Here is a 21,919-nt window from a genome sequence, read left to right on the forward strand (position 1 = left end):
GATGGGCGACCTACTCCATTTGCGCGGCGATCCGCACGAGGCGACGATGCTGCTGCTGCCCTGGTACGTGACCGGGCACATCGAACCCGGCGACCGGCTGCTGGTCGACGCGCATCTCGCCGGCTGTCCCGAATGCCGCGACGAACTGGCGGCGGAGCGCCGGCTGCACGGCGCCGTTGCGGACCTGCCCGCGCCGAGTGCTGCCGGCTGGGACCGAATGATGCTCGAACTTGCCCAATCAGAGGCGCAACCGCAATTGCCGAAGAGTTTCCTCCGCCGCGCCGGCTGGATGCTGGCGGCGCAGGCGGCGGTGCTGGTGCTCGGCGTCGGCGTGGTGCTGCACCTCCAGCGCCAGGCGCCGTCGGTCGCCACCCCGCAACCTTATCATGCGCTCGGCTCACCCCAGCAGGGGCAGGCGGGTAACATCCTGGTGATGTTCGCGCCCGACACGCGCGAGCCGGCGCTGCGCGAGGCGATCGAAGCCTCGGGCGCGCGGCTGGTCGATGGACCGACGGCGGCGGGCGCCTATCTGCTCGCCATCGCGCCTGGCGAGCGCGCGGCGGCACTGGCCCGGTTGCGGGCGCAGGAGGGGGTGACGCTGGCCCAGCCGGTCGACGCCGCGCCATGAGGTGGCTGCGCGCGGCGCTGTTGCTGGTGCTGCTCGCGGCGGCCCCCGTGCAGGCACGTGCCGCCGAGGAGGTCGCCCCGCGCATCCTGATGATGCTCCGCCTGGCGCCGGCGCATTTCCGCGCGGGCAGCGGCTATGGCGGCGGCTATGGCGAGGACCAGTCGGCGGCGGCGCGGCGGCGGATCGCAGCCGCAGTGGCCAGGCGCAACGGGCTGCGCCTCGCCGGCAATTGGCCGATGCCGATCATCGGGATCGACTGTTTCATCCTGACCGTCCCCAAGGGCCGCGCCCCCGCCGAGGCAGCTGCGCAGGTCGCGCGCGATTCCGCCGTCGAATGGTCGGAGCCGATCGAGACCTTCGAGGCGCAGGGCGACCCGACGCCCAATGATCCGCTCTACCCGGCCCAGCCCGTTGCGCGGGCCTGGCACCTCGCGATGCTTCACCGCACCACGACGGGCCGCGGTGCGCGGATCGCGGTGATCGACAGCCAGGTCGATGCCCGGCACCCGGATCTGGCGGGGCAGGTCGCGGTCGAGCGCAACTTCGTCGACGGCGCGGGCGTCGCGGCGGAGCGCCACGGCACCGGCATCGCGGGCGTGATCGCGGCGCGGCCGGACAATGGCGTGGGCATCGTCGGTATCGCGCCCGGCGCCCGGCTGCTCGCGCTGCGTGCCTGTGCGGAGCAGGGAGCGGGGCCCGGTGCCGGGACGCTCTGCGACAGCCTCAGCCTCGCCCGTGCGGTGAGCTTCGCGGTCGAGCAGCGCGCCGATGTGATCAACCTCAGCCTCGCCGGGCCGCCGAGCCGGCTGCTCGAGACGCTGCTGCGGATCGGCGTTGCGCGCGGGGCGACGGTGGTCGCGGCCTATGATCCCAAGCTGCCCGGCGGCGGCTTTCCAGCATCGATGCCGGGCGTCGTCGCGGTGGCGGAGGCGGCGGTGGGGCAGGCGGGCGGTCCTTATGCTGCGCCCGGGCGCGATATCCCCACGACGCAGCCCGGCGGCCGCTGGTATCTGGCGAGCGGTTCCTCCTATGCTGCCGCCGAGGTGAGCGGGCTGATCGCGCTGATCCGCCAAGAGCATGCACAAGGCAGACGACCTTCGCTCGTTTCTGCTAGACCCGGCGGCGGAGAGATCGATGCCTGTGCGAGCGTGGTGGGGAAGGCAAAATGCGCGAGCGCGCGTCCCTGAGGCGCTGCTGGCGCTCGCGCTGCTGGGCGCGGTGCCGGCACGGGCGCAGTGGAGCGGGCAGGTCTCGGTGACCAACGACGAGCGCTGGCGTGGCCGCAGCATCAGCGCGGGGCGCCCCGCCGCGACCCTGTCGCTGGGCTATGACGATCGCTCGGGTATCTATGCCGATGCCTCGGCCACTGCGGCGGCCTTACCCGAGGGCGCGGCCCTGGTCTCGGCGGGCGTGGATGCCGGCTATGCCTGGCGGCTGTCCGGCGGGCGGGTGCTTGACGTCGGCGTGACGCGGCGCGAGTTCCGCAACGGGGCCACCACGCCGCGCGCGGCGGGCTATACCGAAGCCTATCTCGGCATCGGCGGCCGCAGCCTGTCGGCCCGGCTGCACTATTCCCCCGACTATCTGTGGCGCGACACCTCGACGCTCTACGCCGCGCTCGACGGCGTCGTGCGCCCGGCCCCTGGCTGGCGGCTACTTGCGCATGGCGGCGCGATGCAGTTCCTGGGCACCGTCCCCCGCTACAGCACGGATCGAACGCAGTTCGATTACAGCCTCGGTGTGGCCAGGCGCTTCGGGCGGATCGACGGCCAGCTCGCCTGGACCGGCGGGGCCCCGGGCACCGATTTCTACCGCGGCGGCGAGCATGCGCGCCGGGCGGTCACGCTGGCGCTATCGCTCGGTTTCTGACGCGGGGGCGGGGCCTGTGCTGTCGCGCAGCGTCAGCGTGTAGGGCAGGCGCAGCGACGGCGTCGCCTTGCGCCCCTCGGCTGGGCGGGTGAGCAACTCCACCGCCGCCGCTGCCATCTCGACATGCGGCTGGTGGACGGTGCTGAGCGGCGGCCAGGCCATGCGGGCAATCGCGGCATCGTCGAACCCGGCGATCGAGAGCTGGTCTGGCACCGCAATTCCGGCGCGCATCGCTGCGACCAACACGCCCAGCGCCATCTCGTCATTGGCGGCAAAGATCGCGCTCGGCCGGTCCTCACGCGACAAAAGCCGTTCGCCGGCGGCAAGGCCGGAGCGGAAGGTGAAGTCGCCCGGGAGCGTCCGCTCCGACCGCAGCGGGAGGCCTGCCGCCACCATCGCCGCCTCGAAGCCCTCCTGCCGGCGGGCGGCGGCATGGTGTTCGGGATTGCCCTGGATGAAGCCGATATCGCGGTGGCCGAGCGCGATCAGCGCCTCGGTCAGCTCGCGTGCGGCGCCGCGTTCGTCCATCTCCACTGCGGCGGTGCGCTCGTCCGCATCGCCCGGCGAGATCCGCACCACGGCGACCTCCATCCGCGCGAACAGGTCGAGCAGCTCGGGCCAGTCGCATAGGGGCGGGGGGAGGATTGCGCCGCCCAGCCGCATCGATCGCAGCGACGCTTCGCACTCCTCCAGCCAGCCGAGTCGATCGCGCGTCACCTGCTCGACGACGAGATGGTAGCCGAGCGCCCGGCACCGCGCGAGCGCACCGCGCTGGACGTCCGCAGCATAGGCCGAGGCCGGGTCGTCGAAATAGAGGCCGAGCAGGAAGGAGCGGGCGCTGGACAGCTCGCGGGCAAAAGCGTTGGGCCGATAGCCGAGTTCATCGACTACCTTCTGCACCGCCGCGCGCACCTCGGGCCGGACATAGGCCTCGCCGTTGATCACGCGCGAGACGGTCTTGGGCGAAACGCCCGCCTGCCGGGCGACGTCCTTGAGGGTAAGCGGCTTCATGCGTGCGCAGTCTTATCGTTTCACGGGCGATAGCGCTATCATGCATGCGAAGGCCGCGATCCCCAGATAGCACAGCAGCGGCAGCCCCAGCGCGGCGGCGAGCCCCACATGATCCGCAAGTGCACCGGTTGCGAGCGGGACAATGGCGCCGCCGACCACCGCCATGCACAGGATCATCGAGGCATAGGCTGCGAGCCCGCGGTCCTCGGGGAGCGCCAGGGCAAAGATCGTCGGGTACATGATGGCGTTGCACAGCCCGACAGCGGTGAGGGCCGCCGCGCCGACGATGCCGTGCGCACCGCTCGCGATCCCGACCAGCAGCACGGCCCCAAGGGCCACCCCCGCAAGCAGCCGTGCCGGTGCGATCCGCGCCAGTCCCAGCGCGCCGGCGAAGCGCCCCAGCATCGCCCCACCCCAATAGAGGCTAACCAGCCGTCCCGCGCTCGCCGGATCGATGGCGAGGATCGTCGGCAGCGCAAGATAATTGGCGAGCAGGCTGCCGATCGTCACCTCCGCGCCGACATAGCCGAACATCGCGAGCGCACCCCAGGCGAGGCGCGGCTGGCGCAGCACCCGGCCGAGCGCCGCCAGTGGCAACCGCTCCGGGGCGGGGTGGGACGCGAGCAGGTCGCGCGCGCGCCAGAAAACGAGGCACAGCCAGCCGAGCACCAGCGCGCAGGCGAGGAACGGCAGCGCCAGAGGCACCCGCCCCATCGCGCCTAGCTGGAGCAGGAAGCCCGCGCCAATCAGCGGCGCCAGCACGGTGCCGACCGAGTTGAACCCCTGGAGCAGGGTCAGCCGCGCCGCACCGCCGCCCTCGGTCGCGACCAAGGGCTGCACGACATTGGCGGCGATCTGTAGAAAGGTGATGCCGGTCGACAGGCTCAGCAGCGCCAGCAGCAGCAACGGATAACTGCCGATCCACGCCGCGCCCCCGAGCGCGACGCAGGCGCAGCTCATCACCGCCAGCCCCGCGGCGATCGCACGCATATAGCCGGTGCGGACCAGCAGCGCGGTGATCGGCAGCGCGAACAACAGATAGCTCGAATGGAAGGCGAACTGGACCAGCGCCGCGCGGGTATAGTCGAGCCGGTCGATCAGCGTCAGCCGCGGCACCAGCAGCCCGACCAGCGCGGTGACGAAGCCGCCCATGAAGAAGATGCCGATCGAGCGGCGAAACAGCCGTGCGACCATGTCCGATGCCGGGGAGGGGAGGGGGGTCAATGCCACACTCGGACCTTAGCGTCGGCCGCTGGTCAGACAATGCGGATCGGCTTTATGCTTGACATCGATGTCAGATATATCCAGACATCGCTGTCAGAAAACTACCTCGCAATAATGCGGGTCGAAATGGGGGAGAGGACATGCCGGGCATTGCTGCCGTTTGCCGCGCGACTGCGCCGACGCACGCCTCCACCCAGATCTGCTTTCCGGTTCCGGCCCCCTCCTCAAGGGCGGATTACCTGCGGCCGTCGTCCGCCCCGATGGACGGCGGCCGCATTTTTCGGGCCGCACCCCTTCCCCAGCATCAGGAACTCTCGCGCCGATGAACGCTGCCCGCGCCCTTGCCCTGCTTCTCCTGGCCGGCACCGCGCCTGCGGCCTCGTGCGCGCAGAACGCCCCGCAAGCATGGCAGGATACCAAGCTGGCGCCCGAGGCCCGCGCCGCCGCGCTGGTCCGCGCCATGACCCATGCCGAGAAGCTGCAGCTGATCCACGGCCTGTTCCCGCCGCGCGCGCAGCCCGCGCCTGCGGACATGATCCCATCGGCCGGCTATGTCCCCGGCATCCCCCGGCTAGGTATCCCGACGCTACGCGAAAGCGACGCGAGCCTCGGCGTCGCCAACCAGGTTGAGCAGCGCAAGGGCGACGTCGCGACGGCGCTGCCCTCGGGCCTCGCCACCGCCGCGACCTTCGACCCTGAGCTGGCCCGCGCGGGCGGCGCGATGATCGGGGCCGAGGCGCGCGCCAAGACCTTCAACGTGCTGCTCGCCGGCGGCGTCAATCTCACCCGCGATGCCTGGAACGGCCGCAATTTTGAATATCTCGGCGAGGATCCGCTGCTCGCCGGCACGCTGGCCGGCGCGGCGATCGACGGCGTCCAGTCGAACCACATCGTCTCGACGATCAAGCATTTCATCCTGAACGCCCAGGAGACCGGCCGCACCGTGCTCAACGCGCGGATCGACGACGCGGCCCTGCGCGAAAGCGACCTGCTCGCCTTCGAGATCGCGATCCGGGCCGGCAAGCCTGGCTCGGTGATGTGCGCCTATAACCGCATCGAAGGCGATTATGCCTGCGAGAGCGCGCGGATGCTCACCGACGTGATGCGCCGCGACTGGGCCTATACCGGCTGGGTGATGAGCGACTGGGGCGCGGTGCACTCCACCGTCAAGGCCGCGATGTCTGGGCTCGATCAGGAATCGGGCCAGGAGCTCGACCACGCAATCTACTTCGCGCCCGAGAAGATCGAGGCGGCGATCAAGGCAGGTCAGATCACCGAGGCACGGATCGACCAGATGGTGACGCGCATCCTCACCGGGGTGATCGCCAGCGGCCTCTACGACCATCCGACGCCCGCGACCGCCCAGCCGATCGACTATGCCGCGCATGCCCAGGTCGCGCAGCGCGTCGCCGAGGCGGGCATGGTGCTGCTGCGCAACCAGGGCGACCTGCTGCCGCTGGCCAAGTCGGCGAAGAAGATCGTGCTGATCGGCGGCCATGCCGATGTCGGCGTACTCTCGGGCGGCGGGTCGAGCCAGGTGCGGTCGGTCGGCGGTGCGCCGGTCGAGATCCCGCTGACCAGCGGCGCCGCCGCGTCGTTTGCGCGGGTGACCTGGCATGCTTCCTCGCCGCTCCAGGCAATCCGCGCCAAGGCGCCGCAGGCGCAGGTGACCTATGTCGACGGCAGCGATCCTGTCGCGGCCGCTGCCGCCGCGCGCTCGGCCGATATGGTCGTGCTGTTCGCGACGCAATGGGCGACCGAGGCGCAGGACGTCGACTCGCTGGCACTTCCCGACAACCAGGATGCGCTGATCGCCGCGGTCGCCAAGGCGAACCCGAAGACGGTAGTGGTGCTGGAAACCGGCGGCCCGGTGCTGATGCCGTGGCTGGAGCAGGTGCCGGCGGTGCTGCAGGCCTGGTATCCCGGGCAGCGCGGCGGCGAGGCGATCGCCGGCATCCTGTTCGGCGACGTCAATCCGTCCGGCCGCCTGCCGATCAGCTTCCCCAAGAGTGCCGACCAGCTGCCCCGGCCCAAGCCGGTGGTGCCCGCCGGCCTCAATTCCAACGCCGCGAGCGACGCCGGTGCCGGCGACGGCAGCGCCCTGCCGAGCTGGGACGTGACCTACAGCGAAGGCGCCAATGTCGGCTATCGTTGGTATGCCGCCAAGGGCACGCAGCCGCTGTTCCCGTTCGGCTATGGCCTCAGCTACACCCGCTTCGCCCTCACCGATGCGCGCTTCACCGGCGGCGCGGCGCCGTCGGTCACCGTTACCGTCCGCAACCAAGGCGTGCGCGCGGGTGCCGTCGTGCCGCAGCTCTACGTCACCGGGCCCGAGGGCGGCACGCCGCGGCTGGCGGCATGGAAACGCCAGATGCTCAAGCGTGGTGAGTCCGCGCAGGTGACGCTCGCCGCCGACCGCCATGCGCTCGCGCGCTGGCAGAACGGGCGCTGGGTGATCCCGGCCGGCAAGTATCGCCTCGCAGTCGGGCAGGATTCTGCTTCCGCGACGATGATTCGCGAAGTAGAGGTCCCCGCCGGTGCGATTCGTAAATGAAAACATAACGAAAGGGGAAAGTGTGAAGAAAAGTAAGACAACGTTGTCACCGACCATTGTCGGTACTCAGCGGACCATCAGGGCCTAACGGCCCGTTCAGGAGGGGAAGAGACCCAATGCGTATTCGTTCGTCATCGCGCGTCCGCGCGGTATCCATGCTCGCCGTCGCGACGGCACTCGCAATGCCCGGCATCGCCGCGGCCCAGACCAGCACCGCCACCGACTCTGCCGCCGCCGACACCGCGCAGGATGCAGGCCAGGATAACGGCGAAATCATCGTCACCGGCATCCGCGCCTCGCTCGAGCGTTCGATCGCGCTGAAGCGCGATTCGACCGGCATCGTCGATGCGATCTCGGCCGAGGACATCGGCAAGTTCGCCAACACCAACCTCGCGGAATCGCTGCAGCGCATCACCGGCGTGTCGATCGACCGCGTCAACGGCGAAGGCTCGACCGTGACGGTCCGCGGCTTCGGCGCGCAGTACAACATGGTGACGCTCAACGGTCGCCAGCTCGCGGCCTCGAACATTGTCGCGGTGGGCGGAGACCAGGGTGGTGACGGCGCCGGCGGCTTCGGCCGTTCGTTCGACTTTGCCAACCTCGCCTCGGAAGGCGTGAAGACGCTGGAGGTCTACAAGACCGGCCGCGCCGCGATTCCGTCGGGCGGCATCGGCGCCACCATCAACATCGTCGGCGTGCGTCCGCTGGACGGCAAGGCCGGCTTCACCGGCTCGGTCGGCGCGAAGGCGAGCTACGACACCTCGGCCGACGACTGCATCAGCTGCGGCAGCCATGTGACCCCGGAATTCTCGGGCATCGCCAGCTGGAGCGACCAGGAGCAGCGCTTCGGCGTCAGCCTGTTCGGCAGCTATCAGAAGCGCAACTTCAGCTTCCCGAGCCAGGCGAACAACTACTGGAACATGCCCCGCCTGTCGGATTTCCTCGATCCGTCGAAGGGCTACATCACCGCCAACACCAAGATCAACAATCGCCCGACCGATGGCAACACGCTGGTCGCGGTGCCCGACGACTACCGCCACCATTTCTCGGAGGCGAGCCGCGAGCGCATCAACGGCCAGGCCGTGGTGCAGTATCGCCCGTCGGACAGCATGACCTTCACGGTCGACGGCCTGTTCGCGCAGCTGCGTTCGTCCGAGCGCCGCTCGTCGCAGTCCAACTGGTTCTCCAAGCCGTTCGATGAAGTCACCTTCGACGATTCGAGCAACGGCATCGCGACGACCAAGTATCTTCACGAGACGCTCAACGGCGTGAAGGACGAGGGCTTCGAGAACGCCTATCGCGCGCAGAAGAACCGGCTGTGGGACATCGGCGGCAACCTGAAGTGGGAGCTGGCCGACAACTTCACGCTGAACTTCGATGGCCATATCGGCAAGGCGGAGAGCCTGCCCGACAATCCCAACGGCCAGACCTCGACCACGGTGGCGTTCAACGGCAACATCGTCACGTCGCACGGCCTGACCTGGGACAATGAGGGCTTCCCGACCCAGACGCTGACGATCAACGACTGCTATTCGCAGCAGACGCCGAACAAGGTTGCGTTCAAGAACGGCAACTGCAACGGCGTATTCGATGCCGGCGATCTGTCGGCCGCGGTGCAGCGCCAGTTCGCCTCGACCCAGTCGCAGAAGATCAAGGAAGCGCGGATCGACGCGGGCTGGGATCTCGGCGGCGGCAGCCGCTTCGATTTCGGCGGCGACTTCCGTTCCACCGACACGCGCCAGACCCAGTACAATACCCGCCAGGTGCTGGGTGACTGGAACAACGCGCTGCCGCCCGACGTCGCGGCCTTCGCGCCCGGCACCGTGCAGCAATATTGCCTGGTCTGCCAGTTCCACCACAACAACGCGACCGCCGACGCAGTGGGCCAGGTTGCGTGGCGTGCAGAGGATCCGACCAAGCTCTACAACGCGCTGTACAACCACTATGTCGGCATTACCAACGATGGGATCAACCATCAGAACATCATCGATGCCAACAACAACAACCGCGTTAAGGAAGACATCTGGGCGGCCTATGGCCAGCTGACCTGGAAGGGCGAAGTGGGCGGCCGCAACGCGACCCTGGTCGCGGGCATCCGCTACGAGCACACCAAGGTGAAGGCGACCTCGCTCCAGACCATCCCGCTCGCGGTGGTGTGGGAAGCCGACAACGACTTCTCGGTGCTCAACTCGGTGGACCAGCAGGCGGTGACCGGCCGCGGCAGCTACGACAATCTGCTGCCGCAGGTCGACTTCCAGATCGAAGCCGCGAAGAACCTGATCGGCCGCGTTTCGTACAGCAAGACGATCTCGCGCGCGCCGTACGGCAACCTGTTCGCTTCGACCGGCGCCGGTGCGCTCAACAACCCGACCTCGCTGGGCGGCGTTGCGACCGGCAACCAGAACAATCCGGCGCTGAAGCCGCTGGATTCGGATAACTTCGACGTCTCGCTCGAATGGTATCCGCGTCGCGACGTGTATTTGTCGGTCGGCTTCTTCGACAAGCGGGTGCACAACTTCATCGGTAACTCGGTGGTGCAGCGTAACCTGTTCGGCCTGCGCGACCCAACCGCGGGTCCGCTGGCGCAGGCGGGACGTGCGATCGTCACCGGCCTGGGCGGCGACATCAGCAACGTGAACCTGTTCACCAGCACCGCGATCCTGCAGAAGTACGGCGGCAACGTCGCTGCGGCGACCGCCGAGCTGCAGGCCAACTATGTGCCGTCGACGCGGACCTTCGATTCCGGCTATATCAGCAACACGCTGGCCGCGATCGACGTGAAGCCGACCTCGGCCGATCCGCTGCTCAACTTCGCGGTGAACACGCCGATCAACAACAAGGACGCCGAAATCTACGGCGTCGAAATCGCCGGCCAGTACTTCCTCGGCAATACCGGCCTCGGTATCGCCGCGAGCTACACGCTGGTGCGCGGTAACATCGGCTTCAACATCACGGCGGATCCGACGGCCGACCAGTTCGCGCTGGTGGGTCTGAGCGACACCGCCAACGCCACGCTGATCTACGACAAGCACGGCATCTCCGCCCGCCTGTCGTACAACTGGCGCGGCAAGTTCCTCGCCGAAACGAACCGCGGCGCCGCTCACAACCCGGCGTTCAACGATCCGTACGGCCAGGTCGATCTCAGCATCAACTATGACCTGACCAAGAACATCTCGCTCAGCTTCGAAGGCATCAACCTCCTTGAGGAAGGCGTCCGCAGCTACAGCCGCGATTACATCAACACCTGGTACGAGTCCGAAGGCTCGGCCCGGTATCTGGCCGGCGCGCGCTTCCGCTTCTGAAGCCCGCCTGTACACTAGGGAAAGGCCGCTCGCTTCGGGCGGCCTTTCTCGTTTAAGGTTCGCACATCATGCCCCGCGCCGTGCTCAACAATATCGACCATGCCGATCTGCGGATCCGGCTCGACCGTGGTGCCGCGTTCGGCGACGCGGTGAACCAGATGACGGTGTTCCCCACCGAATTCGAAGCGCTCCAGCGCGATTATGTGCTGCTCTTCCGCCGCGACGACGACGGAAGTTGGCGCTCGACCGTGCTGCTCGGCCTCGATGCGGATGAAAATCTGTACTTGGACGGTGATCGCTGGAATGCCGATCAGCTGCCCGCGTTGATGGAAATCGGCCCCTTCTCGATCGGCCTGCCGCGCCCCGGCGAAGCGGGCGAGCCGATGATCCACATCGATACCGATCACCCGCGCGTCTCGACCAGTGAAGGCGCGCCGCTGTTCCTCGATCAGGGCGGCAACGCGCCCTATCTCGATCGGGTCGCCGCCACGCTGCAGGCGATCTATGTCGGCGACCAGCTTTCGGCACCGATGTTCGCGGCGTTCGAGGCGGCCGGGCTGCTCGAGCCGGTCACGTTCGATATCGAACTCACCAGCGGCCGGCGTTACAAGGTACCCGATTGCTGGGTGATCGAGGGCAGCCGCTTCGCCGCGCTCGGCGCAGAGGCGCTGGCGGCGCTTCACGCGCAGGACTTCCTGCGCTGCGCGGTGTGGCAGCTTTCCTCGCTCGGCAACCTGCCGCGACTGATCGCGCGCAAGGAACGCCGCGAAGGCTGACGGCAGAACAACAGAAATTTCGGAGGGGATCAGCGATGGACGGGCAGAAGTTTCGGGTGGTGATCGCGGGTGGCGGCACGGCGGGCTGGGTCGCGGCGGCGGCGCTGGTGCGGCACCTTGGGCAGAACCTCGACATCACTTTGGTCGAATCCGACGCGATCAGCACCGTGGGGGTGGGCGAATCCACCATTCCCACCGCTTGGACCTTCCACAAGCTGCTCGGCATCAACGAGCAGGTCTTCCTCCGCGAAACCAATGCCACCTTCAAGCTCGGCATCTCGTTCGAGAACTGGCTGCGCGATAGTGACCGCTACTTCCACCCGTTCGGTTCGGTCGGCCGCGCGATGCCTTTGTGCGACTTCCAGCATTTCTGGCTGGAGGCCCGGCGGCGTGGTTTCGGCGGCGATCTCGGCGACTATTCGCTCGAGACGCAAGCCGCGCTGGCAGAGAAGTTCGCCACCGGCGATCCGATGCCGCTCGCCTATGCCTATCATCTCGACGCGACCGCCTATGCCGCCTTCCTGCGCGGCCTGGCCGAGCCGGCCGGGGTGCGCCGCGTTGAAGGGCGCATCATCGAGGTCGAGCAGGCGCAGGATGGCGACATCGCTGCGCTGGTGCTGGAGGGGGGGCTTCGCATCGAGGGCGATCTGTTCATCGACTGCACCGGCTTCCGCGCGCTGCTGATCGAGGAGACGCTGAAGACCGGCTTCGACGACTGGAGCCACTGGCTGCCGACCAACCGCGCCTTTGCGGTTCAGTCCGAAACCACCGAGGCGCCGGTGCCCTATACCCGCGCGATCGCGCACGGCGCCGGTTGGCGCTGGCGGATTCCGCTCCAGCATCGGATGGGCAACGGGTTCGTCTATGCCAGCGACTATCTGTCGGACGACGAGGCGAAGGCACAGCTGCTCGCGGCGGTGCCGGGGCGCGCGCTGTTCGATCCGCGGCTGATCCGCTTCACCACCGGCATGCGGAAGAAGGCCTGGAACCGCAACTGCATCGCGCTGGGCCTGTCGAGCGGGTTCATCGAACCGCTTGAATCTACCAGCATCCACCTGGTGATGATCGCGGTGACCAGGCTCCTGCAGAACTTCCCGTTCCGCCGCGACATGGCGGCGCTGTCGGCGCGGTTCAACGCGCAGTCGCGCGCGGAATCCGAGCATATCCGCGACTTCATCATCCTCCACTACAAGTGCAACGATCGCCCCGAGCCCTTTTGGCGCGATCATGCCGCGCGCGCGGTGCCGGACAGTCTCGCGGCGCGGATCGCCTTGTTCGAGGAAGGCGCGTCGACCTATCAGGAAGGCACCGATCTGTTCCGCATCGACAGCTGGAACGCGGTGATGCTGGGACAGGGGGTGCGCCCGCGCGACCATCACCACATGCCCGCGCAGATTCCCAGCGAGGATCTCGAGCGCGCACTCGGCGACCTGCGCGCGGGAATCGCGGCCCAGCTTGCCAAGCTGCCGGGCCATGCCGAGTTCATTGCGCGCTATGCGGCGGCGAAGGTGCCGGCCGCCGCCTGACGCAGGCGATTAGCGGCGGCTGCCGATCAGCGCGAGTTCGGCGACGCGCAGGCTCAGCTGGTCGGCGGCGGAGGCATCGGCGTCGCCCCAGGCAAAGGCGGGGCGGGCGTTGCCGAGATCGGCGCGCACGCGGCGCGCGACCCGCTCCAGTTCGGTCGCGGTCGGCGGGCGCCCTTCGGCGATGCAGGCGATCACTTCCGGTGCGATCGTGCTTGGCATTGCGAACATCCTTACCCCTCCCGGTACTTTGCGGAAGCTGGGGACGAATGAACGCGGAAAAAGGTCCATAACGGCGCACTTGCGACGAACCGCTCGGCCGCTAGGATCGGTGCCGATGTCCTCCCCCGCGCTCCGCATCACCGGCCTGCACAAGGCGTTCGGCAAGCCCGTCATCACAGGTCTCGACCTCACCGTCGGGGCGGGCCAGCTCTACGCCTTGCTCGGGCCGAACGGCGCCGGCAAGACGACGACGCTGCGCATGGCGGTGGGGTTGACCGAGCCCGATGCCGGCAGCATCGAGATATTCGGCGTCGACGCGCGCAGCGATCCGCAGGCGGCCAAGGCGATCACCGCCTGGCTGCCCGACGAGCCGATGCTCTACGACAAGCTGACCCCGGCCGAATATCTCGGCTTCGTCGCCGGCCTCTGGCGGATCCCGCCCGACCGCGCCGCGCCCGAGGCCGAACGGCTGCTCCGCTGGCTGGAACTGTGGGAGGTGCGCGACACGCGCTGCGAGGGCTTCTCGCGCGGCATGCAGCAGAAGGTGGCACTGGCCGGCGCGCTGATCCACGATCCCCAGCTGCTTATCCTCGACGAGCCGCTCACCGGGCTCGACGCGGCAATGGCGCGATCGGTGAAGGACGCGCTGCGCGCCGCGGTCGATCAGGGCAAGACGGTGATCGTGACCACCCATATCCTCGAGGTCGCCGAGCGGCTGGCCGATCGGATCGGCATCATCGCCGGCGGGCGGCTGCTGGCCGAGGGCACGCTGGAGGAGCTGCGCGCGCTCGCCGGGGCCGACGAGGCGACGCTGGAAGACACCTTCATCCGCCTGACGAGCCGCCCGTGATCGGCTGGACGATGCGGCGATTGCCGCCCGGCAGCCTCGCCTGGCTGACGCTGCACGAGCTGCGCGGCAACCTGCGCGCCACCGGCCGGAGCAAGCTGGGGCAGATCGTGCTCGCGCTGGTGCTGCTCGGCTATACCGGGCTGGGCGTTGGCCTCGGGCTGCTGCTGGCCGACGAACATTGGCAGGCCGGGCCGCTCGCCTGGCTGATCGCGCTGATCGCCGCGATCCTGCTCTTCACCTTCATGACGACCCAGGCGCTGCTCGCCAGCCAGCGGACCTTGTACGAGGCGGGCGATCTCGACCTGCTTTTCTCCGCCCCACTGGATCCGCGTACCGTCGTCTCGGCCAAGCTGCTGGGCATTGCCGGCGGGGTGATGCTCACCTTCTCGATCTTCCTGCTGCCGATCCTGTTGCCGGTGGCGCTGCTCGGCCATCCAGAGCTGCTCGGCGCGCTGGCGCTGCTGGTGGCGCTCGCCCTGACGGCAGCGTGCCTCGGGCTGGGCGTGACGCTGCTGCTCGCGCGCACCCTGGGGCCGCGGGCGGCGCGAACGCTGGGGCAGATCCTCGCGGCGCTGACCGGTGCGAGCGTGTTCCTCGCCAGCCAGCTCCTCAACCAGCACGACGACCGCCGCGAGTCCGGGACGGTGCTGCTGTTCGATGCGCTTCGCAGCGCGGGCTATGGGAAGGGCGGGCCGAGCAGCCTGCCCGGCCGTGCCGCGTTCGGCGAGCCGGTGGCGATGCTGGTGCTGCTCGGCGGTGCACTGGCGCTGTTCGCGCTTGCCGGATGGGGCATGCGGCATGCCTTTCTGCGGAGCTACCGTGCCGGGGGTGCGCGGCCTGCGGCGAAGCGCACAGCCAAGGGCGGCATCGCCCGGCACTTCCACCGCGGCCTGTTCTCCACGATCTTCGCCAAGGAGCTTCGGCTGCTCCTCCGTGATCCAGCGCTGATCTTCCAGGTGTTGCTGCGGATCGTCTATCTCGCCCCGATCCTGCTCGTCGCCTTTCGCGACAGCGGTTCGCTGCCGATGGCGCCGACGCTGGCCTTTACCAGCGTGGTGATCGCCGGACAGCTGGTGTCGAGCCTCGCCTGGCTCGCCGCCTCGGCCGAGGATGCGCCTGATCTGCTCAAGGTGGCGCCGGTCGACAAGGACGATCTCGATTTCGCCAAGCTGCTTGCGGCAATGGCGCTGGCGGCGCCTTTGGGCATGCTGCTTCCGGTCGCGATCGCGATGGAGACCGTGCCCGGCGCGCTGGTCACGCTGCTCTTCACCGCAGGCGCGGGCGGGGCGGTCGGCTATCTGGAGGTGGCGCATGCCCAGCCGGCGCCGCGCTCCACCTTCCAGCGGCGGCAGAAGGGCGGGGGGATCGTCCGCAACCTGGTCGAGTTCGTGATTGCCTTGCTGCTCGGGCTCGCTGCGGGCGTGATCGTCTACTTCCTCTGATGTCAGCCGCCGGGCTGGAGCGCCCGACGCGCCTCCTCGGTCACCGCGTAGACGGCATGCCGCTGGGCGCCGCGATTATGGTGATCGACGCGGAAGCCCTGATAATGCCGCCGCACGAGTCCCGCCCGCACCAGTTCGGAGACCGCGCGGCTGACATTGGTGCGGCCGGAGAGGCGGATGCGATGCTGCACCTCCGCCTCGATCGCTGCCTGCGCGGCTTCCGGATCGGCCGGAAGGGTGCCCGCTTTCTCCAGTTCGGCGCGCGCCCGCGCGGTCAGCCCCAGCCGGCGCGGATCGCGCCTTGCGACCGGGGACAGCGCCTCGCTCAGCCAGTCGCGCACCGAGAGGCGGCGGCCGTCGCGCTCGATCCAGGGGCCCGCCCAGCCGGTGCGGTCGCTCGCCTGGGCGATCAGCTGGAGGACCATGAAGCTGTAGCGCGGCCGCTCGCAGGTGGCGCTCAGCCGGTCGAGCACCGCGGGCAGGTCCATGGCGGTGGGGGAGGCCGCATCCGGCCGAACGCGGGGGGCGGCGGCGAAGAGATCGGGCTGGAACATAGCAGGAATCTAAGCACATCGCGATTCGCCTGTGAATCCCTTCCGTGCGCCCGTCTGCACTTGGACCAGCCATGGCACTTTGCCGCGCGAGGGAAACGGCCGGTCGTGGCACTTTACCACCGGGTAAAGTGCCACGCGTGACAAGCGCGGCGGAGGGCTAGGCGCGGGCGCATCGGCGCGATAGGATCGGCCACGACGCGCGGACAGCAATGGCAGGCGGGTCGCTCCGCCCTCCCGACGAGCAATGCCCTTGAACGATCCGCATCCCGCCTCCGCCCTTCTTGTTACCACCACGGTGCTTCCGGCGCCTTCGGCCGATCCGCGGGCGAGCATCGGCTTTTCGGGCGGTCAGGTAGTTGGCTCGGTGATTGCTGCGGTGGCCGCGTGCACGGCGTTGCTTTGGTCGGCGGGCCTGCACATCGACCCATTCGCGCGCAGTAACATCCCCTATTATGCGATTCTCGCCACCGCGCCCCTGCTGCGACTGTGGTGCCTGCGCGACGGCCGCCGCTGGAGCCTGGTTCTTGCCCAGGTGATCGAATATTACACGCTCTTCATGGCGCTCGCGCTGATCGGGGCGGTGAGCTCCTACCCGATCGCGGCGATGAGCCAGGGCTTTGCCGATGCGGGATTGCAGCGCGTCGACGAGCTCCTCCAGTTCGACTGGCTCGCCTGGTACCGCCTGGTTGCGGCGCACCGGGCGCTTCAGTTGCTCGGCATCGCCGCCTATCAGAGCATCTTCCTCACGCCGGCGCTGCTGCTCGGCTGGTTCGCGCTGATAGGCCAGCGCCGCGAAGCGCATCGTTTCCTCGCCGCCTTCGCGATCGCCGCGGTGCTGACGTTGACGATCTACAGCCAGATGCCGGCAGTGGGGCCCTTCTCGTACCTATGGCACGGTCCGATCCCCTATATGCCGGTGAGCGAGCTGTGGCAGCCCGACCTGATCCCGGCGCTGCGCGACCATAGCCTGACCTTGGTCGATGTCGGCCAGCTGCGTGGGCTGGTCTCGGCGCCCAGCTTCCATGCGGCTTCCGCCACGCTCTACATCGCCGCCGCCCAGCGCTGCGGGCCGCTGCGCTGGTGGCTGACCGCGATTCCCTGCGCGATGCTGCTGTCGACCCCGGTGGAGGGCACACACTATCTGATCGACCTGATCCTCGGCGCAGGCGTCGCGCTGGTCGCCTGGTTCTTCGCGACGCTGCTGGTCCGCTGGCGGGTGCGGACGGCGCTCGTCGGCCGATAGCATCCCATGTGGGGAAGTATTCACGCGGTCGCGGGCGCGCTCGCGGGGCTGATGGCGGTCAGCGCGGCCGCCAGCTGGATTGCCGGCAGCATCATCGCAACCCCATCGAAGCGTTCTTGAAGAAGACCATAGGTATCCGTGACGCGCGTTTCGGCTACCACGACGGACGCGGTGCGGACGACTTAAGCCGCGAACACATTCTCCACCGCCGCCCGCAGCGCGCTCGGCGAGCAGGGCTTGGAGCAGACCACCGCTTGCGGATAGCGGTCGCGCAGCGAGGTCGCGTCGGCATGGCCCGAATGGAAGATGATCGGCACGCCCGCATCGCGCAGCACGTCGGCGGCGGGAAAGACCTCGCCATCGGTCAGGCGGACGTCGAGGATCGCGCAGCCGGGCAGGTGGCTCGCCACCGCCTCCAATGCCTCGGCGACCGAGACATAGGGGCCTTCCACCGCGAAGCCGGCCTCTTCCACCACGTCCTGCACGTCCAGCGCTACGAAAAGCTCATCCTCGATGAGCATCACCGTCTTCGTCATTCGCAAGCACTTTCGCAGGCAGATGGATCTGGATGGCGAAGACATGGTCTTCCGCCGATCGGGTGACCGTCACGCCCAATTGGCGCGAGGAGGTTTGTACCAGAATTGTGCCGAAGCCGGTGCCCGATTCCACCGAAACGGGGCGGTCTCCGGTCTCGCGCCAGTCGAGCCGAACGCCGTCGGACACAGGTTCCCAGCGCACGGTGAGTTCCCCACCGTTCGCACCCAGTGCCCCATATTTGACAGCGTTGGTCGCCCATTCGTGCAGCATCAACGCGAGCGGCGACAAACAGCTCCGGTGAATCTTCACGGCCGGGCCATTTATTTCGATGCTGGCATGATCCCGATATGGGGCGAGGGTCGCCTGGACCAGCTCGGCGAGATCGATCGACTGCAACGCGCCGGCCGGCGCCGCCAGCGAATGGGCGCGGCCGAGCGCGGCGATCCGCTCGCGCATGTCGTTGGCGAAGCGGGTCACGTCGTCATGGCTGCGCGCGCCGGCCGAGATCATCCCGCTGACGATCGCAAACAGGTTCTTCACCCGGTGGTTCATCTCGCGGAGCATCAGCTCGCGCGTTTCGGCGAGCGCATATTCGGGGGTGACGTCGATCGAGACGCCAACCAGTCGACGCGGACCGGAATCGTTCACCATGCGGCCGAAGGTCTTGATCCGACGGACCTCGTCGCCGTCGAGGATGCGATAGCTGATTTCCAGGTCGCCACCCTCGGCGATCACCTGGGCGAGTTCGAGGTCGAACAGCGGCCGGTCCTCCGGATGCAGCCGGTCGAGCCGCGCCTCCGGATCGTTCATCGCGATTCCCGCCGGGATGCCGAGCACGTCGCGGGCATGGTCGTCGACCACCGTCTCGCCGGTATCGACGCGATATTCCCACACCGCGATGCCGCCGGCGCGGATCGCCATGTCGAGCCGCTCGCGCTCGGCCGCCAGCGCGCGCTCGAGCGAGAGCGCGTCGGTGATGTCGGTCAGCACCAGCGTCGCGCCGTCGGTGGTGCCGTTCTGCGCACGATAGGGCAGGGTGCGCATCGACAGCGTGCGGCTGCCGTCCTGCGTGGTCACCCGGCGCTGGAGCGGACCTTCGCCGGCGATTACCGCCCGGGCATCGGCCAGATAGTCGTTGCCCGACAGGCGGCTGGCGACGTCCGCCAGCGGCCGGCCACGGTCGCCTGGTTGGAGTGGGAACAGCGCCGTCGCCGCTTCGGTGAAGCTGCGGATGCGCATGTCGGCGTCGAGCACCACCACGGCGAGATCGGTCGATTCAAAGAAGTTGCGCAGGTCCGAATTGGCGATGGTCAGCTGGTCGACCTTGCCCTTCAGCTCGTCATTGACCGTGGACAGCTCCTCGTTGGTCGACTGGAGCTCCTCGTTCATCGACATCATTTCTTCGTTGGAGCTCTTCAGCTCCTCGTTCGCGGTCTCCAATTCCTCCACGGTGGTGCGCAGCCGGTGGCGGGTGACACGCAGCTCGTCCTCCAGCGCATCGAGATGGTCGTCGCCGGCGTCGAGTTCGGCGACATCCTCGTCGAGGGCGGGGCGGAAGGGCGCGGTCTCGCGGAACACGAACAGTAAGGTGCCGTCTGGCATCGGATCGCAGACCACGTCGATCGTCTGCGCGCCATATTCGGACTCGACTGTGACGTCGCGGGCCACCACCCGCTTGCGGCGGTCGCGCCCCGCGCGAAGCAGCGGTCCCAGAACGTTGCGCAGGCCCGGCCGGGCGAGGCCGATCGCGCTCGATCCGCCGGTGCGGGTGACCGGGAAATCGAAATAGCGGCCCAGCCGACCATAGGCGGCGATGATCACGCCTTCCTGGTCGAGCACTAGGCTGGCGGGTGCATAGCGATCGATCAGCCGGCGGACGGCCGCTGTCTCCTCGGCGCCGACGCGGCCGGCCTGGCGCTCGTGGCGATCCTCGCGGGGACTGCGCGCGCGCGAACTGCCTGGCAGGTCGATCGGATAATTGGGGGCACCCGGCGAGCGCTGAAAGATGCGCGCCTGGCCGTCGATCGCGGGGAACAGATGCTCGAACCGGCCGATCGTCTCCGAGGGGCCGAGAAACAGATAGCCCTCGGGCCGGATCGCGTAGTGGAGCAGCGGCATCACCGATTGCTGCAGACGATCGTCGAAATAGATCAGCAGGTTGCGGCACGAGACCAGGTCGATCCGTGAGAAGGGCGGGTCCTTGACCAGGCTGTGGTTGGAAAAGCGGATCATGTCGCGGATCTGCGGCACGATCTGGAAGCGCTCGGTATGCGGCAGCGTGTAGCGCTCGCGCAGCGCCGGCGGCAGGTCGAGCAGCGCCGAGGTGGGATAGACGCCCATCCGCGCGATCTGCAGCATCTGCTCGTCGATATCGGTCGCGAAGATCTGCACGCCGGTGGAGGGGAGGGCGAGCTTGCGCGCCGCCTCGGCGAACAGCATCGCGATGCTATAGGCCTCCTCCCCCGAGGAACAGCCGGGGATCCAGACGCGGATATCCTCCTCGCTGGTCCAGCTGCGCATCAGCGGCTCGATCACCTGGGTGCGCAGGCGATCGAACAGGTCGGCATCGCGGAAGAAGCGGGTGACGTTGATCAGCAGGTCGCGGAACAGCGCCTCGCATTCGTCGGAATCGGACTTGGCGCGGGCGAGATAGACGCGGCCGCTGGTGATGCCGAGCACGTGCATCCGCCGCTCGATCCGCCGGATCAGCGTGGTGCGCTTGTATCCCGAGAAATCATGGCCGACGGCGGTGCGGAGCACCTTGCACAGCTCGTCGACATGGTCGGCGACCAGCGACGCCTCTTCCTTCTGCTCCTCGCCGCCGCTGCGGTGGAAGAAGGCGTGGAGGCAATCGAGCATCTGGCCCGGCGCCTTGACGAAGTCGACCAGCCCGGTACCCACCGCCGACAGCGGCATGCCGTCATAGCGCGCGCTTTCGGGCTCCTGCACCAGGCAGACGCCGCCATGTTCCTTCACCGCGCGCAGGCCGATCGTGCCGTCGGCGCCGGTGCCCGATAGGATCACGCAGGCGGCATTGCCCTGCTGGTCGGCGGCGAGCGATAGGAAGAAATCGTCGATCGGGCGGCGCAAGCCCCGGGGCTGGGCGAAATCGGTCAGCTCCAGCGTGCCGCCGCGGATCGCCAGGCCGTGGCCCGGCGGGATGATATAGACCTTGTCCGCCTCGATCTGCTCGCCGCCCTCGCACTGGAGCACTTCGAGGCTGGTCTGGCGGTCGAGCAGCTGCGCCAGCATGCTCTCATGGTTGGGGTCGAGATGCTGGACGATGACGAAGGCCATGCCGGTCGGCGCGCGGGCAGGTGCCAGCATCTCGCGCAGGGCCTCCAGCCCGCCGGCCGAGGCGCCGATGCCGACGATCGGCAGGGTCGTGGTCTTAGCGTCGAAGGGCGCGTTCACAGATAGCTGCTCGTGTCGAGGTCGGAGAGCGTCATCTTCGCCTGGGCGATCGTCGCGGCGGTGTTGGCGATGGTGATCAGCGTGCCTTCCACCGCAATCCCGCTTTCGGCAACGACCGGGGCAAGCCGCGCAATCGTTTGCCCCAGTGCCTTGTCATAGTCCGCGAGCCGCTCGGGCTGGGTGCGGCTGACGTCGAACTGCGAGGCGAAGATGTAGCGGACCTCACCGGTCAGCGCGCGCAGCTTCGACATGTAGAGCAGGTTGACGAAGGGCGTGCCGTCCTTGCGGAAGTTGACGATCGCAGTGCGCACGCTGGTCTGTGCGTCGTCGTCGAGAAAGGCGTGGATGCGCATCCGCGCTTCCTGGTTGTCGCTGTCGCCCTGGAGGAAGCGGCAATTCTGCCCGGCGATTTCGTTCGAGGCATAGCCGGTCAGGTCGCGGAAGCGCTGGTTGGTGAGCAGCAGCGGATGATCGCCGACCGCCTCGCCCAGCGACAGGGCGACGGGCGAGCTCTCGAAATAGTCGCGGAGCGCGGGGGGAAGTTGCTGGGTCATGTCTGCTGGGCCTCGATAGGGAAGCAGAACGACCTGTCCCGGAAACTGATCCAGGATAGGTGTGATTCAGCCGCGAAACAACCCGACTCAGCGTCCTGTGGGAAGCTAGTCAGTTGATTTCGCTAGAGCATCTTCACGATGGGCGGAATCGCGAGGGATTCCCTTTTCGGTGGTCGTGTGATTCATAGGCGTCCGTCACGACGGAGGCGGCAATGG

18 protein-coding genes are annotated in these 21,919 nt (G+C 68.2%); 10 read left to right on the top strand and 8 right to left on the bottom strand.

From position 1 onward, the window contains the following. The first annotated feature begins 1 nt into the window (after position 1). From ABIC35_RS21360 to ABIC35_RS21370, 3 genes are read left to right on the top strand one after another with little or no spacing between them, the layout of a single operon-like run. Positions 2–628 (top strand): anti-sigma factor family protein, encoded by a 627-nt coding sequence (locus tag ABIC35_RS21360; protein ID WP_121080108.1) that lies wholly within the window; start codon positions 2–4, stop codon positions 626–628. Then, positions 625–1,815: a S8 family peptidase gene (locus ABIC35_RS21365; RefSeq protein WP_121080110.1), complete on the top strand. Its 1,191-nt coding sequence runs from the start codon at positions 625–627 to the stop codon at positions 1,813–1,815. Before ABIC35_RS21360 ends, ABIC35_RS21365 begins: the two co-directional genes overlap by 4 nt. Further along, positions 1,763–2,497 (top strand): TorF family putative porin, encoded by a 735-nt coding sequence (locus ABIC35_RS21370; RefSeq protein WP_183049532.1) that lies wholly within the window; start codon positions 1,763–1,765, stop codon positions 2,495–2,497. The genes ABIC35_RS21365 and ABIC35_RS21370 overlap by 53 nt, the downstream gene beginning before the upstream one ends. Here ABIC35_RS21370 and ABIC35_RS21375 read toward each other — a convergent pair. Next, entirely contained in the window at positions 2,480–3,508 is a 1,029-nt protein-coding gene (locus ABIC35_RS21375) for a LacI family DNA-binding transcriptional regulator (RefSeq protein WP_121080114.1), read from the bottom strand. The two genes, ABIC35_RS21370 and ABIC35_RS21375, sit on opposite strands and share 18 nt — an antisense overlap. 12 nt (positions 3,509–3,520) lie before the next feature. After that, positions 3,521–4,738: an MFS transporter gene (locus ABIC35_RS21380; RefSeq protein WP_354278598.1), complete on the bottom strand. Its 1,218-nt coding sequence runs from the start codon at positions 4,736–4,738 to the stop codon at positions 3,521–3,523. A gap of 316 nt (positions 4,739–5,054) precedes the next feature. Here ABIC35_RS21380 and ABIC35_RS21385 point away from each other — a divergent pair, with 316 nt between their 5' ends. From ABIC35_RS21385 to ABIC35_RS21400, 4 genes are all read left to right on the top strand, one after another. Further along, positions 5,055–7,286: a beta-glucosidase gene (locus ABIC35_RS21385; RefSeq protein WP_121080118.1), complete on the top strand. Its 2,232-nt coding sequence runs from the start codon at positions 5,055–5,057 to the stop codon at positions 7,284–7,286. Between the two features lie 116 nt (positions 7,287–7,402). Further along, positions 7,403–10,588: a TonB-dependent receptor gene (locus ABIC35_RS21390; protein ID WP_121080120.1), complete on the top strand. Its 3,186-nt coding sequence runs from the start codon at positions 7,403–7,405 to the stop codon at positions 10,586–10,588. Positions 10,589–10,656: 68 nt separating this feature from the next. After that, positions 10,657–11,364, top strand: a complete 708-nt coding sequence (locus ABIC35_RS21395; RefSeq protein WP_121080122.1) for a SapC family protein — start codon at positions 10,657–10,659, stop codon at positions 11,362–11,364. 35 nt (positions 11,365–11,399) lie between these two features. Further along, entirely contained in the window at positions 11,400–12,890 is a 1,491-nt protein-coding gene (locus ABIC35_RS21400) for a tryptophan halogenase family protein (RefSeq protein ID WP_121080124.1), read from the top strand. Between the two features lie 9 nt (positions 12,891–12,899). Here ABIC35_RS21400 and ABIC35_RS21405 read toward each other — a convergent pair whose 3' ends face one another. Further along, positions 12,900–13,109 carry a hypothetical protein gene (locus tag ABIC35_RS21405; RefSeq protein WP_354278599.1) on the bottom strand — a complete coding sequence of 70 codons (210 nt, stop codon included), beginning with the start codon at positions 13,107–13,109 and terminating at the stop codon, positions 12,900–12,902. A gap of 115 nt (positions 13,110–13,224) precedes the next feature. Here ABIC35_RS21405 and ABIC35_RS21410 point away from each other — a divergent pair, with 115 nt between their 5' ends. Continuing rightward, the gene (locus ABIC35_RS21410) at positions 13,225–13,959 is read left to right on the top strand and encodes an ABC transporter ATP-binding protein (protein ID WP_121080128.1); all 735 of its coding nucleotides are present in this window, start codon (positions 13,225–13,227) and stop codon (positions 13,957–13,959) included. Then, the gene (locus ABIC35_RS21415; RefSeq protein ID WP_354278600.1) at positions 13,956–15,401 is read left to right on the top strand and encodes a hypothetical protein; all 1,446 of its coding nucleotides are present in this window, start codon (positions 13,956–13,958) and stop codon (positions 15,399–15,401) included. Before ABIC35_RS21410 ends, ABIC35_RS21415 begins: the two co-directional genes overlap by 4 nt. A gap of 2 nt (positions 15,402–15,403) precedes the next feature. On the opposite strand, the gene ABIC35_RS21420 is transcribed toward ABIC35_RS21415, so the two are convergent. Next, positions 15,404–15,955: a hypothetical protein gene (locus tag ABIC35_RS21420; protein WP_121080130.1), complete on the bottom strand. Its 552-nt coding sequence runs from the start codon at positions 15,953–15,955 to the stop codon at positions 15,404–15,406. Between the two features lie 244 nt (positions 15,956–16,199). Between ABIC35_RS21420 and ABIC35_RS21425 the strand changes: the two genes are divergently transcribed. Further along, entirely contained in the window at positions 16,200–17,198 is a 999-nt protein-coding gene (locus ABIC35_RS21425) for a phosphatase PAP2 family protein (RefSeq protein ID WP_121080132.1), read from the top strand. Between the two features lie 20 nt (positions 17,199–17,218). On the opposite strand, the gene ABIC35_RS21430 is transcribed toward ABIC35_RS21425, so the two are convergent. Genes ABIC35_RS21430 through ABIC35_RS21445 form a run of 4 tightly spaced genes read right to left on the bottom strand, consistent with a single transcriptional unit; the run spans position 17,219 to position 21,703 of the window. Then, entirely contained in the window at positions 17,219–17,359 is a 141-nt protein-coding gene (locus ABIC35_RS21430) for a hypothetical protein (protein ID WP_183049533.1), read from the bottom strand. Between the two features lie 21 nt (positions 17,360–17,380). Next, positions 17,381–17,734: a response regulator gene (locus ABIC35_RS21435; RefSeq protein ID WP_183049534.1), complete on the bottom strand. Its 354-nt coding sequence runs from the start codon at positions 17,732–17,734 to the stop codon at positions 17,381–17,383. Beyond that, on the bottom strand, positions 17,703–21,149 hold the full coding sequence (locus tag ABIC35_RS21440; protein WP_354278602.1) for a CheR family methyltransferase: 3,447 nt from the start codon (positions 21,147–21,149) through the stop codon (positions 17,703–17,705). The genes ABIC35_RS21435 and ABIC35_RS21440 overlap by 32 nt, the downstream gene beginning before the upstream one ends. Then, positions 21,146–21,703: a PAS domain-containing protein gene (locus ABIC35_RS21445; RefSeq protein ID WP_121080134.1), complete on the bottom strand. Its 558-nt coding sequence runs from the start codon at positions 21,701–21,703 to the stop codon at positions 21,146–21,148. The genes ABIC35_RS21440 and ABIC35_RS21445 overlap by 4 nt, the downstream gene beginning before the upstream one ends. Positions 21,704–21,919 lie beyond the last annotated feature (216 nt).

The organism is Sphingomonas trueperi, assembly GCF_040545965.1.
In the GTDB taxonomy this organism is placed as follows: domain Bacteria; phylum Pseudomonadota; class Alphaproteobacteria; order Sphingomonadales; family Sphingomonadaceae; genus Sphingomonas; species Sphingomonas trueperi_C.

Excerpts from the sequence above, each read along its gene's own strand:
- ABIC35_RS21360 (WP_121080108.1), top strand. The coding sequence starts at position 2 with ATGGGCGACCTACTCCATTTGCGCGGCGATCCGCACGAGGCGACGATG.
- ABIC35_RS21365 (WP_121080110.1), top strand. The coding sequence starts at position 625 with ATGAGGTGGCTGCGCGCGGCGCTGTTGCTGGTGCTGCTCGCGGCGGCC.
- ABIC35_RS21370 (WP_183049532.1), top strand. The coding sequence starts at position 1,763 with ATGCCTGTGCGAGCGTGGTGGGGAAGGCAAAATGCGCGAGCGCGCGTC.
- ABIC35_RS21375 (WP_121080114.1), bottom strand. The coding sequence starts at position 3,508 with ATGAAGCCGCTTACCCTCAAGGACGTCGCCCGGCAGGCGGGCGTTTCG.
- ABIC35_RS21385 (WP_121080118.1), top strand. The coding sequence starts at position 5,055 with ATGAACGCTGCCCGCGCCCTTGCCCTGCTTCTCCTGGCCGGCACCGCG.
- ABIC35_RS21390 (WP_121080120.1), top strand. The coding sequence starts at position 7,403 with ATGCGTATTCGTTCGTCATCGCGCGTCCGCGCGGTATCCATGCTCGCC.
- ABIC35_RS21395 (WP_121080122.1), top strand. The coding sequence starts at position 10,657 with ATGCCCCGCGCCGTGCTCAACAATATCGACCATGCCGATCTGCGGATC.
- ABIC35_RS21400 (WP_121080124.1), top strand. The coding sequence starts at position 11,400 with ATGGACGGGCAGAAGTTTCGGGTGGTGATCGCGGGTGGCGGCACGGCG.
- ABIC35_RS21405 (WP_354278599.1), bottom strand. The coding sequence starts at position 13,109 with ATGCCAAGCACGATCGCACCGGAAGTGATCGCCTGCATCGCCGAAGGG.
- ABIC35_RS21410 (WP_121080128.1), top strand. The coding sequence starts at position 13,225 with ATGTCCTCCCCCGCGCTCCGCATCACCGGCCTGCACAAGGCGTTCGGC.
- ABIC35_RS21420 (WP_121080130.1), bottom strand. The coding sequence starts at position 15,955 with ATGTTCCAGCCCGATCTCTTCGCCGCCGCCCCCCGCGTTCGGCCGGAT.
- ABIC35_RS21425 (WP_121080132.1), top strand. The coding sequence starts at position 16,200 with ATGCCCTTGAACGATCCGCATCCCGCCTCCGCCCTTCTTGTTACCACC.
- ABIC35_RS21435 (WP_183049534.1), bottom strand. The coding sequence starts at position 17,734 with ATGACGAAGACGGTGATGCTCATCGAGGATGAGCTTTTCGTAGCGCTG.
- ABIC35_RS21445 (WP_121080134.1), bottom strand. The coding sequence starts at position 21,703 with ATGACCCAGCAACTTCCCCCCGCGCTCCGCGACTATTTCGAGAGCTCG.